14 protein-coding genes are annotated in these 15,248 nt (G+C 48.4%); 10 read left to right on the top strand and 4 right to left on the bottom strand.

What is annotated here, in order from left to right; genetic code table 11:
• Positions 1-166: 166 nt before the first annotated feature.
• A complete protein-coding gene (locus BMY62_RS00950; protein ID WP_090655249.1) occupies positions 167-2,032 on the bottom strand; it encodes a GGDEF domain-containing protein in 1,866 nt (621 codons plus the stop codon).
• A gap of 284 nt (positions 2,033-2,316) precedes the next feature.
• Here BMY62_RS00950 and BMY62_RS00945 point away from each other — a divergent pair, with 284 nt between their 5' ends.
• The 5 genes from BMY62_RS00945 to BMY62_RS00925 are packed head-to-tail and all read left to right on the top strand — an operon-like array spanning position 2,317 to position 5,717.
• On the top strand, positions 2,317-2,685 hold the full coding sequence (locus BMY62_RS00945; protein ID WP_090655246.1) for a SpoIIAA family protein: 369 nt from the start codon (positions 2,317-2,319) through the stop codon (positions 2,683-2,685).
• Positions 2,686-2,722: 37 nt separating this feature from the next.
• Positions 2,723-3,211, top strand: a complete 489-nt coding sequence (locus tag BMY62_RS00940; RefSeq protein WP_090655242.1) for a hypothetical protein — start codon at positions 2,723-2,725, stop codon at positions 3,209-3,211.
• On the top strand, positions 3,208-3,591 hold the full coding sequence (locus tag BMY62_RS00935) for a SirB2 family protein (RefSeq protein WP_090655239.1): 384 nt from the start codon (positions 3,208-3,210) through the stop codon (positions 3,589-3,591). Before BMY62_RS00940 ends, BMY62_RS00935 begins: the two co-directional genes overlap by 4 nt.
• A gap of 22 nt (positions 3,592-3,613) precedes the next feature.
• Entirely contained in the window at positions 3,614-4,153 is a 540-nt protein-coding gene (locus tag BMY62_RS00930) for a GNAT family N-acetyltransferase (RefSeq protein WP_256207370.1), read from the top strand.
• 1 nt (position 4,154) lies between these two features.
• Positions 4,155-5,717 carry a polysaccharide lyase gene (locus BMY62_RS00925; RefSeq protein WP_090655237.1) on the top strand — a complete coding sequence of 521 codons (1,563 nt, stop codon included), beginning with the start codon at positions 4,155-4,157 and terminating at the stop codon, positions 5,715-5,717.
• 46 nt (positions 5,718-5,763) lie between these two features.
• Here the strand turns inward: BMY62_RS00925 and BMY62_RS00920 are convergent, their stop codons facing one another.
• A complete protein-coding gene (locus tag BMY62_RS00920) occupies positions 5,764-6,684 on the bottom strand; it encodes a LysR family transcriptional regulator (protein WP_090655235.1) in 921 nt (306 codons plus the stop codon).
• A gap of 248 nt (positions 6,685-6,932) precedes the next feature.
• Here BMY62_RS00920 and BMY62_RS00915 point away from each other — a divergent pair, with 248 nt between their 5' ends.
• The 5 genes from BMY62_RS00915 to BMY62_RS00895 all read left to right on the top strand — a co-directional run bounded on the left by BMY62_RS00915 (position 6,933) and on the right by BMY62_RS00895 (position 13,619).
• Positions 6,933-8,354, top strand: coding sequence for a form I ribulose bisphosphate carboxylase large subunit (locus BMY62_RS00915; RefSeq protein WP_090655232.1), 1,422 nt, complete (start codon positions 6,933-6,935; stop codon positions 8,352-8,354).
• Positions 8,355-8,417: 63 nt separating this feature from the next.
• Complete coding sequence (locus BMY62_RS00910; protein ID WP_090655229.1) at positions 8,418-8,774, top strand: ribulose bisphosphate carboxylase small subunit; 357 nt, start codon at positions 8,418-8,420, stop codon at positions 8,772-8,774.
• A 181-nt stretch (positions 8,775-8,955) separates the two neighbouring features.
• Positions 8,956-9,762 (top strand): CbbQ/NirQ/NorQ/GpvN family protein, encoded by an 807-nt coding sequence (locus BMY62_RS00905; protein WP_090655226.1) that lies wholly within the window; start codon positions 8,956-8,958, stop codon positions 9,760-9,762.
• A gap of 55 nt (positions 9,763-9,817) precedes the next feature.
• A complete protein-coding gene (locus BMY62_RS00900; protein WP_090655224.1) occupies positions 9,818-12,145 on the top strand; it encodes a nitric oxide reductase activation protein NorD in 2,328 nt (775 codons plus the stop codon).
• Positions 12,146-12,311: 166 nt separating this feature from the next.
• On the top strand, positions 12,312-13,619 hold the full coding sequence (locus BMY62_RS00895; RefSeq protein ID WP_090655221.1) for a DUF3422 family protein: 1,308 nt from the start codon (positions 12,312-12,314) through the stop codon (positions 13,617-13,619).
• A gap of 191 nt (positions 13,620-13,810) precedes the next feature.
• On the opposite strand, the gene BMY62_RS00890 is transcribed toward BMY62_RS00895, so the two are convergent.
• Positions 13,811-14,182, bottom strand: a complete 372-nt coding sequence (locus tag BMY62_RS00890; RefSeq protein ID WP_090655219.1) for a rhodanese-like domain-containing protein — start codon at positions 14,180-14,182, stop codon at positions 13,811-13,813.
• A 165-nt stretch (positions 14,183-14,347) separates the two neighbouring features.
• Positions 14,348-15,247: a DUF6279 family lipoprotein gene (locus BMY62_RS00880; protein WP_090655213.1), complete on the bottom strand. Its 900-nt coding sequence runs from the start codon at positions 15,245-15,247 to the stop codon at positions 14,348-14,350.
• Between the last annotated feature and the right edge of the window lies 1 nt (position 15,248).

Genomic DNA, 15,248 nt, shown 5'->3' with positions numbered 1-15,248 from the left:
TTAATTATTATTTTCATATCATATTACAGTGTACCTGATGAACATGACAGAATTAATAAGTCATTTAAATACACGCTACGTTATTACGGTGCACGGCGGCAGAAAAACAAAATCCCGACACCCAAAAGAATGAAAAGAACCGGGAAACACTGCAGGAAACCGGGCGTCAGGCTGCTTCCAGAATCAGATTTTTGCCATTTTTTTTAGCGCGATAGAGTGCCTCATCCGCCCGTTTGAAAATCTGCTCCTGTTTTTCACCCTGTCTGTATTCAGCTACGCCCGCACTAAAGGTAATCAAGATTCGGTTGTTTTCATGCAAAAAAAACTTTTTGGTCATATCGCGTCTGATTCTGGACAAGATATCGATTGCTTCAACCAGATCGGTGTTAGGTAGCAGAATGACAAATTCTTCGCCGCCATATCGTGCTACGATATCATCATTTCTCGTAACGTTTTTCACGGCATTTATCAGATACACGATGGCTTCGTCACCGACTTTGTGACCGTGCGTATCATTGACCTTTTTAAAGTTATCGATGTCAAGAAGTGCGTAGCAGATCGACCATTGCAGGCGCTGCGCGCGATGCACCTCGCGTTCAAACGCCAGATCCAGGCCGCGACGATTTAGAACCCCGGTCAGATGGTCTTCATGGACCTTCTCGCTCATTTGCTGCAGTTCGGTTTCAAGCTGCACAATTTTTTCCTGGGCACCTTCAACTTCAGCACGTGCAGACAAAAAACCGTCCCGATAGTTTTGAGCACTTTTTTGCATCTGCCGGGTATCATGCATGATCTCGATCAGCAGATGGCTCAGGGAGTTCAGATCATCCGCTTTGCTGATCTGCTTGGAATAATGCTCGATTTTGGCGTTGTATTCGCCTGTTTCATCGGAAAATTCTTCAATATTGCTGATCAGGCTGCTTACCATTTGCTTTAACGTGGACCTGGCATCACCCAGACTGCGTTTAATGACACGCTGCCTTTGAATAATTTCATCCAGATAATTTTCTGCTTCGATTATCAGTCGCTTATCCAGTGGCTTGTGAATGGTTTCACGCAGCCTGGATATCTGGCTTTTTATCCATTCATCTTCGTACAAGAGTTTACTGGTACTCTCTAAAAGCTTGTCCAGCAAGCGCAACAGTCCCTGCTGCAATTTCGAACTGCCTTCGGCACAATAATCAAACTTATCCAGGAATAGCCTAAAGGATGAAACGAATCGTTCCAACTCATCCCTGTTGTGAATCTCTCGCACCTGCTGCGCAAGCGCTCCAGCTTCGTTGCTCAGCTCGGTATCAGCATTTTTCACTGCGGCCACATGCTCCAGTGTCTGCGTAAATAAATCAAGCAGCTGATCACTGATATTGTTGACTTTACTCTGGTTTATCTGCAGTTGGCTGTCAACAGAATCCGTTGCTTCATCTTGCACGTCCGCTACCTGTTTCAGCGCCGATATTTTTTCCGGCTCCGTATATTCAGTTTCGGACACCTGATTCTCATTACTCGCCAAATAATCCCATGATTCCATCAATGCAATGATCTTATTCTGCAACACACCGGAATCTTTTGAGAATCCGTTTAGCACACGACCCAGGCCTTCACGCTTTCTGGCAGGCGTTACTTTGGCGTGACTTGCATCCAATTGCTGTACTAGTCTGGCGATTACATCTACCCAGCTATTTTCTTCTGTCTGATCAAGACCCTTCACGCAAACGGACTGCAAAGGGGCTACCGTGTTGATACCGGCAAGTTTCAACAAACCGTCCTTGTACTCTTTCCAGCTTTTGTTCTGGATCGCCTGTTCCAGTCCGTTGGCAATATTATTCAGTTCCCGTGTATGACGTGGAAATTCTTTGACTAATGTGGACAGCAGCTTGATTGTCGTTGAATTCAGCCGGTGACTTGGAAATCCTGCAACCTGGTCATAAATTTTCTGATAATTGTCCGGCGTTGGTTGAAGTTTTAATTCGGCAAGTTTTAGCAATGTTTTACGCGCTATAATCGAAGGGTTCTCATCCATAAGCTGACCCATTTACATCACTCTGAAAATAGAAAATAGTTATTTTTTTATTGCACACTTTTAGTTATTTATAACTTAATAACAAGGTGTTTTGAAAGAAAGCATCATAACCCTATTGACAACCACTATATTATCACAATGCCAACAGCCAGCTATCCTGAAATAATTGTTTTTTTCCCTTTAAACTGTTTTTTTCAGGATAAATTGATCTGCAAAACGATTATCAACAATCTGCAATATTTGCACCATTTAATCGAATTGCCGATAATGCAGGTCTTATCATCTGAGGTGAGATTATGATTACCATACAAAAACAAAATAGTCTGATTATCGTAGCCGTCATTGGTGAATTTACCTTATCCGATTACAAATCTTTTGAAGAGCAGATCATCTATCAATCCACCTTTGAAGGAAAAGCAAACGTCGTTATCGACCTGCGTGACATGATTGATTACACTGTTGATGTTGCCTGGGAAGATCTCAAATTCATGCACGAGCACGGCAATGACTTTAATCATATCGCCGTGGTCACCGACGATCAGTGGCAGGCATGGAGCGCCTGGATTTCGAATCTGTTTACAGATGCCGAAGTGGTTGTATTTCAGGACTATGATAAGGCCATTGACTGGGTTACGCGTGAAGATTCCTCCTCAACTGCCGATTAACCGGGAGCCGCCGATCAATCCTTTTTTGTGATAGCCAATGGATGATTTTATTTTAGCCAGGGTGCTGCACGTCATTGGCGTCGTTCTCTGGATTGGCGGCGTTGCCATGGTGACGCTGGTATTGCTCCCCGCATTAAGAAGCAGGACATCGCCCACAGAGGCAATGGTGTTTTTTAACGGTTTCAGGCGCCGTTTTGCCGCCCAGGCACGCTATACAACGTTGCTGGTTGGACTAAGCGGTTTATATATGACGTATCTACTGGATGCCTGGCACCGCTTCATTCAGTGGCAATACTGGTGGATGCATACCATGTTACTGATCTGGCTGCTGTTTACATACATGCTTTTTATCAATGAGCCCAGATCAAGAAAGCGTTCGCAATCTGCATCACTGCAGGACATCTCCGCACAAACTTTTGACTCGATCCAGCGCAAGCATATGGTACTGTTGGTCTTGAGTCTGATCACCATTGCCGGCGCAGTTGCGGGGAGTCACGGCTGGCTGATTTCGGGAGACAGTCTATGACTTATTCGCTGATCAAAATGATTCATGTCAGCAGCGTGATCACCAGCTTTCTTTTTTTCTTCGTGCGCGGTATCTGGCTTATCAAGGATTCACCAATATTGCACCAGCGCTGGGTGAGAATCCTGCCGCACATTGTCGATACTGTCCTGCTGACCAGTGCAATTACCCTGGCCTTTAAAATTCAGCAGAGCCCGTTTGTAGACGCATGGCTGACTGCCAAAGTTATCGGTATTTTGGTTTATATCAGTCTGGGCATGGTTGCAATGCGTTTCGGTAAAACGCGGCAGACACGCATCAAGGCCTGGATTGCTGCGGAATGCGTCTTTATTTATATTGTTCTGGTCGCCTTGACCAAAAGCCCCGTTCTAGGATTGTTATAACAACACCTGAATCAAAGCAACATTGAAACAGAAACTGGAAACAATCGATCTTTCCCAGCTCATCCTTGAACCGGCCGTTCCCGTTCATTGCCGCGACATCTGCGACTTAATCAACCTGACATACCGTGGAGAGACCGGCTGGACGCGTGAAACACATATCATCGGCGGTGACCGCACCAACCTCGACGAAATCTCCACCGCAATGGCAAAACCCGACGCGCGGTTTTATGTGGTCTATCTGGAACAACTGCTCACCGCATGTATCTATTTGTCCAGAGAACAATGTCATGCGTATATCGGCTTTTTCTCGGTACACCCGAATTACCAGGGTATCGGTGTCGGCAAGCATATCCTGCATCAGGCTGAAGATATCGCCAGGCAGGAACTGGCGGCACGGAGAATCCGCATGTTCGTCGTCTCGCAGCGCCCCGAACTCATTGCATTTTATCAGCGCCGCGGCTATCAGCGGATCGGTAGCCAGGAGCCTTATCCACTACAATTGAAAATCGGTGTTCCGAAGGTCGATGGACTGACAATCGAATATCTGGAAAAGCGCATTTAATATGGACAAATCAATGCGTATATCAATGACATGCCTGGGCGGGCTGACGCATACCTTATCGCATAGTCTCACTGCAATATGTTTGCTGTTTTTCTCTTTTAGCGCACACAGTGATGTCTATTGGTCGCAGGGCAGCGAAGCAATCAGGGACGGTGCAACCTTTATTTATGCCGACGGCTCCGCAAAGCTGTTATGGCGGCGCGAGCTTGGTGACTGGATCGACCGCAATGGCACACCATATGGCAATGCGGCATTCTCGACAACGCTTGTCGAGGACCTGGACACGACCAGACCGGTCTCGCTGGACGTAACTGCGCTGATCAAGTACTGGATTGACAAACCCGGCAGCTATCATGGCGCCTATCTAAAAGAAGAATCCGGTGATGGCGCGATTGTCTTCGACGCAACCGAAGCCGGTTATCCGGCAGCGCCCTTTCTGGCGATAACCACAACCGATAACGAAATTAAAACATTTGAAGTTACACGGGATACCACATTATCGGCCACGACGCATTACTCACTTGGTCATCAGCCACAATTGCAGGTTGGCGCGCATACCCCGGCCCTGATTGCGTTCAACGAACGCTTTCTGGAACTGGACAGTGCTAAAATCAGCAAAGCAAGCTTGTATCTAACGACTACCGACAAGCAATACGGCACCGTGCAAATCGGCGTATATACGGTTGCGCCATTACCGCCAGCCAGTGAAGTTGAACGCGGGATTGCCTGGCATTATCCAGGTGATCACGGGCTGGCCGATCATCCCGATGTCATTCTCGCCGAGACTTTCGATAAGCCACGAGGTTTTTTAACACTGAATGCGGGCTGGCAGGAACACCTAAGCGACGTAGGTCACTACGACACATACCGGCTTGTCGATACCGATTACCGCATCGACCGTTTCAAACCACTTGATGGCAGCGCCCTGCAGATTGCATTCAATTCAAAAACAAATTTTGGTTTTACCGGCCATTACCGATTTAGGCGTCTTATCGGTCGCGAGCCGGAGCAAATGTACTTTCGCTATTATTTACGGTTCGGAAACAACTGGCAGCCAACAGACGGTGGCAAACTGCCGGGTTTCTCGGGCACGTATGATAGGGCTGGATGGGGCGGCAGGGCGATTGACGGTTACAACGGCTGGTCAGCGCGCGGCGCCTATTTTCTGCAGGCAACACCCAATTCGAAATACAATGGTACGATCCCACTCGGCAATTATGTCTATCATCTGGACAGTCAATCAAATTATGGCGAAACGATTTCCTGGAACAATACCTTGAGTCTGCTGCAGAAAAACCGCTGGTACGCGGTTGAACAGTTTCTGAAACTGAACGATCCCGGTATGGCCAATGGCGAATTGACGGTATGGATTGACGGGCGCAAAATCTTTCACAAATCGGATCTTCGCTTTCGTAAAACGACAGAACTCAACATCGAAAGCTTATGGCTCAATTTTTATCACGGTGGTACAGCCAAACCGGCATCTGCATTTTTTGTATATATCGACAATCTGGTGATTGCTTCACGATATATCGGTCCGATGCGATCATCACGCGTTAAATAACCGATTGCCGGTCAAAGCAACACAGCCAATCCGATCAACCCGCAGCTCAACCGTTTTTCCCGGCGTTATGTATCAGTGAAGCGGCTTCCATCAGCAAAAAATCCCTGAATGTTTGCGCCAGGGCGGACAAACGTTTGTTTTTTCGAATGACCACGTGCCAGAAACGTGGTATCGGAAAACCCTGCACATCGAGCACTTTTAATCGCTGTGTTTCCAATTCCAGCTCAACTGTATGAAGCGATACAATCCCCAACCCCATACCTGCCTGCACGGCCTGTTTGATGGCTTCGGTTGTATCGGTTTCCATGCCTTTGTTAATCCGCACACCATGCTGTTGAAAGAACCGTTCCATAGCGCTTCGGGTACCCGAACCGGGCTCGCGTACCAGAAAAGTCTCCTGAGCCAGCCGCTTTACTGAAATTCGCTGCTTTCTGCAGAGTAAATGATTTGTCGGCGCGACAACAACCAGCGGATTTTCCATAAACGACTGACTGGTAATATCCAGATTATCCGGCGGCTGCCCCATAATCGCCAGATCGACAGCATTTTCGTCGAGCTGCTTCAGAATCGATTCACGATTGGAAACATTCAGGCTCACCGTGACACCGCTATAACGCTGGCAAAACTTGGCCAGCAGATGCGGAGCAAAATAATTGGCTGTCGTAACGACCGCAATATTTAGCTTACCGCGCTCCATACCTTTTAGTTCGTCAAGCGCCACTTCCAGATCAGCCAGACGCTGCAGAATGTCCCGGCTGTACAGATACAGTTCGTTTCCTGCCTCAGTTAAATGAATTTGCTTGCCCATTTGCTCAAACAAAGGCAAACTTATATTCTCTTCCAGTTGTTTTATCTGCATTGAAACAGCAGGTTGAGATAGATACAGCTCTTCCGCCGCACGTGAAAAACTCAAATGGCGGGCGACTGTCTCAAATACGGTCAGTTGTCTTATTGTCACATGTAACATCGATCAGTATTTAAATGGATGGCTGGTTGAAGGGTTGGGGGTTACTATAAGCATAATATTATCATATACATCAAAATAATTGATTTGTTCTTATGATAAATATTCTTTATAGTGCCACCTATGTTGCAAATGTTCTCGTTTGTTTCGTTGATTGTTACTTAATTTCGTTACTAATTTGTTACTTAACCCTCCTCTCTTTTCTTGTTTAGTTTTGCAAACCGAATCGAGTGGATTAATCAGGAGAGAAAATCATGGCAAAGACATATAGCGCTGGTGTCAAAGAATATCGGCAAACATACTGGATGCCCGAATATACACCTTTGGACACGGATATTCTGGCGTGTTTCAAAATCACCGCTCAGCCTGGCGTTGACCGTGAAGAAGCCGCAGCTGCCGTTGCGGCCGAGTCTTCAACAGGTACATGGACAACCGTTTGGACTGATCTGTTAACCGATCTGGACTACTACAAAGGACGCGCTTATCACATTGAAGACGTACCTGGCGATGATACCTGTTTCTATGCCTTTATCGCATATCCGATTGATCTGTTCGAGGAAGGTTCTGTCGTCAACGTATTTACATCTCTGGTCGGTAACGTGTTCGGCTTTAAAGCGATCCGCGCCCTTCGCCTGGAGGATGTCCGCTTTCCAATTGCTTTCGTTAAAACCTGCGGTGGACCACCTAATGGTATTCAGGTTGAACGTGACAAACTCAACAAATACGGTCGTGCATTGCTGGGCTGTACCATTAAACCAAAACTGGGGCTCTCTGCAAAAAACTACGGTCGTGCCGTATATGAATGTCTGCGCGGCGGTCTTGATTTGACCAAGGATGACGAAAACATTAACAGCCAACCTTTCATGCGCTGGCGTCAGCGTTTTGAATTTGTGATGGAAGCCATTCACAAAGCTGAACGCGAAACCGGCGAGCGCAAAGGCCACTATCTTAACGTTACCGCGCCAACACCGGAAGAAATGTACAAACGTGCTGAATTCGCGAAAGAACTTGGCGCACCAATTATCATGCATGACTACCTGACCGGTGGTTTCACAGCGAATACAGGGCTGGCCAACTGGTGCCGTGATAACGGCCTTCTGCTGCACATTCACCGTGCAATGCATGCAGTAATCGACCGGAACCCGCATCATGGTATCCATTTCCGTGTACTGGCAAAAGCACTGCGTCTATCCGGTGGCGACCATCTCCATTCCGGTACGGTTGTTGGAAAACTTGAAGGCGACCGCGCCGCTACACTCGGCTGGATCGATCTCATGCGCGACAGCTTTATCAAGGAAGACCGCAACCGTGGCATTATGTTCGATCAGGACTGGGGTTCTATGCCTGGCGTATTCCCGGTTGCTTCCGGTGGTATTCATGTCTGGCATATGCCGGCACTGGTTGCCATTTTCGGTGACGATGCGTGCCTGCAGTTTGGTGGCGGTACATTAGGTCACCCATGGGGCAACGCTGCCGGCGCAGCCGCAAACCGTGTGGCACTCGAAGCCTGTGTAGAAGCACGTAACCGTGGTGTTGAAATCGAGAAAGAAGGCAAAGCGATTTTGACCGATGCTGCCAAGCACAGTCCGGAGCTGAAAATCGCCATGGAAACATGGAAAGAAATCAAGTTCGAATTCGACACAGTCGACAAGCTGGACGTGGCACACAAGTAAACAATTTTCCGGCGCACATGTTTTGTGCGCCGGCACTCGAAATTTTAATCAGGAGTCATACAAATGTCTGAAATGTTGGATTACAAAAGCCGCCTGAGCGACCCAGCCAGCCGGAAATTTGAAACATTCTCTTATCTGCCCCCGATGGATAAAAAGCAGATCAAGAAGCAAGTTGAATATATTGTCAAAAAAGGCTGGAACCCCGCCATCGAGCATACCGAACCAGAGCATCTGATGGACAACTACTGGTATATGTGGAAACTGCCCATGTTCGGCGAAACAGACGTGGCGCGCATCCTGGCTGAAGCGGAAGCCTGCCATAAGGCCAACCCAAACAATCATGTACGTTTGATCGGATATGATAATTTTGCACAAAGCCAGGGTACATCCATGGTTATTTATCGCGGCAAAACCGTATAAGGTTTCAAACACGAGAAATACCATAAGCTTATTGAGGCCCCCTACCCGAAAGGGGCGGGGGTTTTTTTTCGGCCTTTTTTAATTTGTTTATATTTTTTGTTAGACCGCTGACTGATCCATTACTCAACAGCGATCTTCCACCAGACAGAAAACCCTGATGGGTTAATCACAGGAGTTCGTTATGAGCAAAATTACTGACCAATACCGTGTTAAAACAGAACCTTATTACCATCCTGTCAGCGATGAAGTGGAACTTTATGAAGCGGCCTACTCCGTACGTATGCCGATGATGCTAAAAGGGCCCACCGGTTGTGGGAAAACCCGTTTTGTCGAGTATATGGCCTGGAAGCTCAAGAAACCACTGATCACCGTCGCCTGCAACGAGGACATGACCGCATCCGATCTGGTGGGGCGATATCTGCTAGACGCCAGTGGCACCACTTGGCAGGATGGTCCGCTTGCCGTTGCTGCGCGTCACGGTGCGATCTGCTATCTGGATGAAGTTGTCGAAGCACGCCAGGACACAACCGTTGTCATCCACCCGCTTACTGATAACCGTCGCGTTTTACCACTGGAGAAAAAAGGCGAGTTAATCAACGCCCATAAAGATTTCCAAATTGTGATTTCCTATAACCCCGGCTATCAGAGCCTGATGAAGGATCTCAAGCAATCGACCAAGCAGCGTTTTGGCGCACTGGATTTTAATTATCCCAACCATGCGATCGAGAGTGAAATTGTCGCACATGAAACTGGCGTTTCACATGATATTGCAGAAAAACTGGTTTCAATCGCTGAACGTGCGCGTAATCTGAAAGGACACGGTCTCGATGAGGGTATTTCCACGCGCATGCTGATTTATGCCGGCAGCCTGATTGTCAAGAAAGTCGATCCGAAAGCTGCCTGCCGTGTCGCTCTGGTACGACCAATCACAGATGACCCCGATATGCGTGATGCGCTTGATGCGGCCGTATCGACATTTTTTAATTGATATTGCATCAACGAAATAATATTCCACTGTCAGACTAACTAATGCGGGTGATGTCATGAGTGTACATCTGGATGACTACAATGAGCTGCTGAAAAACTTGGAACCTGAGTCGATGGCGCTTTTGAAAAACGCCTGGCCCGAAGCGGTCAAGGTTTTTTCACCGCGCGGCCTGGATAATTATCTGAAAGGCATATCTGCGCTGCGCAACCTGGGTCGCGGGCGCGGACCGGTTGACTGCTGGATTGATGAAATACCCCAGGTTGCCAAGGAAATCGGTGAAGACGTACTCGCCGATCTGGCAACATCGGTACTGGCGCTGGCATCGAAAACTTCCGGCGCAGTAATAGAACTGGTGCTGGCAACGGCACCTACCGCAGCCAGACGTCTGGGGGATGCGCAGTTGTTTCAGCATTATCTGCAGTTTCTCAGCACCCTGATCGCGCAGGCGCCCCGTGGTGCACGACCGATGCTCGACAAGCTGGAGATTCTGTTTGAACATCTCACACTAGGCGGTCTGCGCCGCTGGGCGATGTGGGGCGCGCATGCCCACCGTACCGATTACGAAGAACAGGTGCGTTATTTCAACCTGGAATCCAAGGAATCACTTGCCGTATTACAGAAAGAGCGTAAAGGAACACTGTTTGTCGATGTTCAGCGCCGTATCAACATGTACCTGCGCGCACTGTGGGCCCGTGATTTTTTCATGAAACCCACCTCCGGAGACTATGAAACGCGCGAAGGCTACAAACCGTTTATTGAAAACTATTTCATTCATCTGCCCGATGCATTTGATAATTTCGGCGATGTACCCGCCACCGAAGTTTACCGTGCTGCATCAGCGCATGCTGCTGCACATCTGGTCGAAACCAGGCAACCGATTTCGGCCGAAAGTCTGAACCCGTTGCAGATGGCCGTCATATCCATCATTGAGGATGCGCGCGTGGAGGAATTATCAATACGCCGCTTTCCGGGCCTGCGCCAGACCTGGTCCGCCCTGCACTCAGCTACGCCTGACATGAACACCACCATGGGCGACTTTCTCAACCGCCTCGCGCGCGCCCTGCTGGATCCAGCATACAAGGACAAAGACAAATGGATTGCAGAGGGCCGTCGTTTGTTTAAAGCTGCGCAAAACAGACTTGATGATCACCAGACTTCATGGGATATCGGTGTTCAGCTTGCCCACAGTATTCTTGAAAAAAATATTCCGTTTAACCCGCGTACCGACGTACTTAGCACACCGTACCGCGATGATAACCGTTATTTCTGGGAATTTGAGGAATTTGATTTTGAGAAAGCACAAATCGCCGGTTATGAACCGCCAAAACAGGTACGCAAATATGTCAGCGTCATGGAATTCGCCAATGAAATAGATGTTGAAACTGCCGGCGATGATGCTCAGGAAATCTGGGTCATGGGCACTGAATTCTTTCCGTATGAAGATTCCGGCGTCTCTTATAATGATATGGAAGGCAGAGAACCGGTATCGCCCCCCTTTCATTATTCCGAGTGGGATTACCAGATTCAGCTTGAACGTCCCGACTGGGCCACGGTTCAGGAAAAACGCGCCAGACTCGGTGACATACAGTGCATCGATGACATCGCCGCACAGTACAAACGTGAAATCGGTCGCATGAAATTTCTGCTAGACGCCATGCAGCCTCAGGGAACGCGCCGGATTCGCAAACTCGAAGACGGTGATGAAATCGATATTAACGCGGCGATACGATCGATTATCGATATTCGCATGCATATGCAGCCTGACCCCAGAATCATGATGCGTTCGGTGCGCAAGATACGCGATATTTCCGTACTGGTATTGCTCGATATGTCGGAATCGACCAACGAGAAGGTTGAGGGCCAGGATTTTACTGTGCTCGACCTGACACGTCAGGCCACCGTGCTACTGGCCAACGCCATCGACAAAATCGGCGATCCGTTCGCAATTCATGGTTTTTGCTCCGACGGCCGCCATGACGTGGAGTATTATCGCTATAAAGATTTCGAACAACCCTATAACGAAATTCCGAAAGCCAAGCTGGCAGGCATGACTGGACAGCTCTCTACACGTATGGGTGCGGCCATCCGTCATGCCAGTCAATACCTGAAACAGCAGAAATCGGCAAAGAAACTGCTCCTCGTTATCACCGACGGCGAACCGGCTGATATTGATGTACGCGACCCGCAATACCTGCGCTTCGATACCAAAAAAGCCGTTGAGGAAGCCGGTCGATCAGGTGTTATCACCTTCTGCATGAGTCTTGATCCACGTGCCGATCAATATGTATCTCGTATTTTCGGAGAGCGAAATTATATGGTTGTCGACCATGTGGAACGGCTTCCGGAAAAACTGCCGGTACTGTATGCCGGGTTGACACGCTGATTGACTCACTACCCAGTCTGCTAATCGGAGCAATACCTGAAGCGGATTGAATGAATCAGGCTGGTTCTATCGATGACAGCTTAACGATCACAAAAACCGTGTCATTTGCTGTAAGCTTCAGTTAAGCACACATCAACCTGTCTAACTGCGTTAATTACATATACACATGATCGCTTTACCCACTGCTGATCCGCAGCGCACATCCTTGCATAACGAAGTTCACGCACGACCGAGCCAGCGTATTTCGCTGCCGGCTCTGGTTGTCCGGATTGCAGTGCTTAACAATGGCATAACACCTGAACAGGAATACCGGCACCTGTCTCATCTACCGGATCAGGAATCACTGGCACCCGAGCATTTGCAGAGCAATTTTTTACGTTTAAGACTGCAGGGCTGTACCCTGACCTGGGAACGTCATTCCGAGTATACAAGCTATACATCGGTGCAGCCACTGCCTGAGAGTGCTCAGCTTGATGCGACAGAACCCGAGCTTCTTTCGTTTTTGGCTTTACCAGAAGACTGGGTTACAGGAATACCGGGACAGACAATCGCTGCAATTAAAATTGTCATGGTAAAGGGTGACCTGAAGCGACCCAAAGAAATGCTGGCGTTAGCCAATCACTGGTTTGGCAATCGCCCTGTCGTTGCATCTCTCGTCGGCAGAAACAATCATTCAATTGCCGTGACAGATTTTATGCTGCGAGACAACGGCTTTGAGCGTATGCTCGTCATTTCAGCCGCTGATACATCCAATTCACGGGCGGGCAGAATAGCCCAGCGACTGCTGGAAATCGAAACATATCGCCTTATGGCGCTGCGCAGCCTGCCGATCGCAAGGCAACTCGGCCCTAAACTGACCGAAGCTGAACAGCAACTGGCTGCTATTACAACTCAACTTGAAAACAAGGCGACTTCTGATCAAGCCTTGCTGAAAACGCTTATTTCACTGGCAGTAAGCATCGAAAGAGCCACAGTTGAACATATGTATCGATTTTCAGCGACACACGCATATAACAGACTGGTGAACCATCGCATTGCGGAGCTGAGAGAAAAAGCGGTACCTGGAACGCAAACTATCGGAGAGTTTATGCTGCGGCGTCTCTCTCCAGCCATAACAACAGTTGAAACGACCGCCCAGCGCCTGGTATCGATCTCTGAACGTACGGCCCAGACCAGTTCACTGTTACGTACGCGGGTTGACATTCTGGTCGAGACACAAAATCAGCAACTGCTTGAAAAGCTCTCGCGTGGACAGGAACTGCAGTTGCGGTTGCAGCATACCGTGGAAGGCCTGTCCATTGCAGCCATATCATATTACGTGATCAGTTTGCTATTGTATCTGACCAAAGCAGGCAAGGCTGCCGGATTTCCAGTCCATCCCGAACTGACTGTCGGATTAATGATACCGATCGTGATTTGTGTCGTGTGGTATGTAACACGCCGTATTCACGATAAATTTCTCAAATTGGATTAAAACGGAAGCTTACCATTTCAGCATTTATTCTATTCTCTTTGTGTAACCGGTCACCTGATATCTGGCATACAGACCGTTTATAAATGAAGCTCAATTGCAAGAAATGATATTGCAGAACCAGAACCCAGAGAAACAACTTGTATCTGCAGCAGATTAATACTCAAATTACCAGGCCATGTCCGTCAAACCACTTAATCATTTTCCATCGGATACCCGGCATCACGCCAGCTTTTAATGCCGCCTGCCATTGATAATACATTGGTATAGCCCATTTGCTGCAGCGCATCCGCTGCCAGAGCTGATCGATACCCACCGCCGCAGTACAATATGATAGGCGCATGTTTGTCAGGAATCTGTGTTTCTATGTCTCGTTCGATGATACCTTTACCCAGATGACGGGCACCTGCGGCGTGATCACTCTGATACTCATGATCTTCGCGTACATCGATAAAATGAAATGACACTCCTTTATCCAGCCTGGCCATCACTTCAGCCGCCGTACATTCTCTGATCCGCTGTTTTGCATTATCAACCAATTTCAGAAAACCTGTGTTATGCAGCATTTCTCCTCCTTTTTGTCGGGCATCGTAACTGACGGATGAGAATATAAATTCGCATCATCACGGCTGCAATGCGCACCGTTGAAAACAACATTACTTCAAAAAAAAAACGCAGCGCCGATGAACAAGGGTTTGCAGTCGCATTTTCCGGTTCAAATTGAACAGTCATCATTCTGCCGCTATCCGAAAATGTTTCCCCGTGCGTTGATGGCTACCAGACAATACACGCAAATCGTTTTCCCATTTCTTCAGCTTGTCGTGCGCATGCTCACGCTGCGCTTTGGTAGTGTTATTGTGCAAGTGGGCAATGAAGCTGCAGATATGTTCAGACAGCCTGAGCTGATACGACCGGTAATCGGCATCGTCAGAACGGTGCGTGCGTTCAATCAGTTGACGCAATTCCGCTGCTGCAGCCGAAGCCGGTACGGATTCAGCGGCGATCCGCCGCAAGACGGTCAATGTCGACCGCTGCCTGCGTTGCCGTTCGTTCAACCAAGCTTCGGGATCGAATGGAGAAGCCTGAAGACCGGAGATAATGAGCGCCCGCTGACTCTTGTTTATCGCACCGTACAAATTTTCAACACGCTTGATTGTCCGTTTCACAGCGGCATCCAATCTGTCTTCAGGATCAGGTTGCAGATATTCGCTGCGCAATTTGTCATTGCTTTTTGCGTAACGCTTTTCCAGATGTTTCCATTGCGCCTCACCGAGCCGCAGTGCTATCGGAGCACCCAATTGTGCGCCGTGATCAAATGCAGGCGCGAGCATTTCCTGCAGTTCCTCTGACCAGCGACAAACCTGTTCTGAAGTCAACGGACCGTCTATCCGGCTGCGTACGTCAGACAGCCAGTCGACATAGACCGGCAGTTGAGCACCGCGGTGCCAGTCAAACCAGTCTTGTATTGCCTGCTTTACATGCGGTTTCTGGTTCCGGTCGAAATCGACATAGCTGTCCAGCCACCACCACGCCAGACTAGCCCCATGATCATATCCCAGCCGCACAACACTGCACCCGCCAGACAGCAACAACAGACCTGACAGCATCATGATTGCAATCGATTTATTCATA

Origin of the sequence: Nitrosomonas marina, assembly GCF_900111605.1 — a bacterium.
Classification (GTDB): Bacteria; Pseudomonadota; Gammaproteobacteria; order Burkholderiales; family Nitrosomonadaceae; genus Nitrosomonas; species Nitrosomonas marina_A.
Note: the sequence above shows the minus strand (reverse complement) of the source record. Positions and strands in the feature narration are given on the sequence as shown.

Bases quoted from the DNA above. Each gene is read 5' to 3' on its own strand.
- BMY62_RS00935 (WP_090655239.1), top strand. From the start codon at position 3,208: ATGACTTATTCGCTGATCAAAATGATTCATGTCAGCAGCGTGATCACC.
- BMY62_RS00895 (WP_090655221.1), top strand. From the start codon at position 12,312: ATGATCGCTTTACCCACTGCTGATCCGCAGCGCACATCCTTGCATAAC.
- BMY62_RS00905 (WP_090655226.1), top strand. From the start codon at position 8,956: ATGAGCAAAATTACTGACCAATACCGTGTTAAAACAGAACCTTATTAC.
- BMY62_RS00925 (WP_090655237.1), top strand. From the start codon at position 4,155: ATGGACAAATCAATGCGTATATCAATGACATGCCTGGGCGGGCTGACG.
- BMY62_RS00950 (WP_090655249.1), bottom strand. From the start codon at position 2,032: ATGGGTCAGCTTATGGATGAGAACCCTTCGATTATAGCGCGTAAAACA.
- BMY62_RS00945 (WP_090655246.1), top strand. From the start codon at position 2,317: ATGATTACCATACAAAAACAAAATAGTCTGATTATCGTAGCCGTCATT.
- BMY62_RS00910 (WP_090655229.1), top strand. From the start codon at position 8,418: ATGTCTGAAATGTTGGATTACAAAAGCCGCCTGAGCGACCCAGCCAGC.
- BMY62_RS00920 (WP_090655235.1), bottom strand. From the start codon at position 6,684: ATGTTACATGTGACAATAAGACAACTGACCGTATTTGAGACAGTCGCC.
- BMY62_RS00940 (WP_090655242.1), top strand. From the start codon at position 2,723: ATGGATGATTTTATTTTAGCCAGGGTGCTGCACGTCATTGGCGTCGTT.
- BMY62_RS00900 (WP_090655224.1), top strand. From the start codon at position 9,818: ATGAGTGTACATCTGGATGACTACAATGAGCTGCTGAAAAACTTGGAA.
- BMY62_RS00880 (WP_090655213.1), bottom strand. From the start codon at position 15,247: ATGAATAAATCGATTGCAATCATGATGCTGTCAGGTCTGTTGTTGCTG.
- BMY62_RS00890 (WP_090655219.1), bottom strand. From the start codon at position 14,182: ATGCTGCATAACACAGGTTTTCTGAAATTGGTTGATAATGCAAAACAG.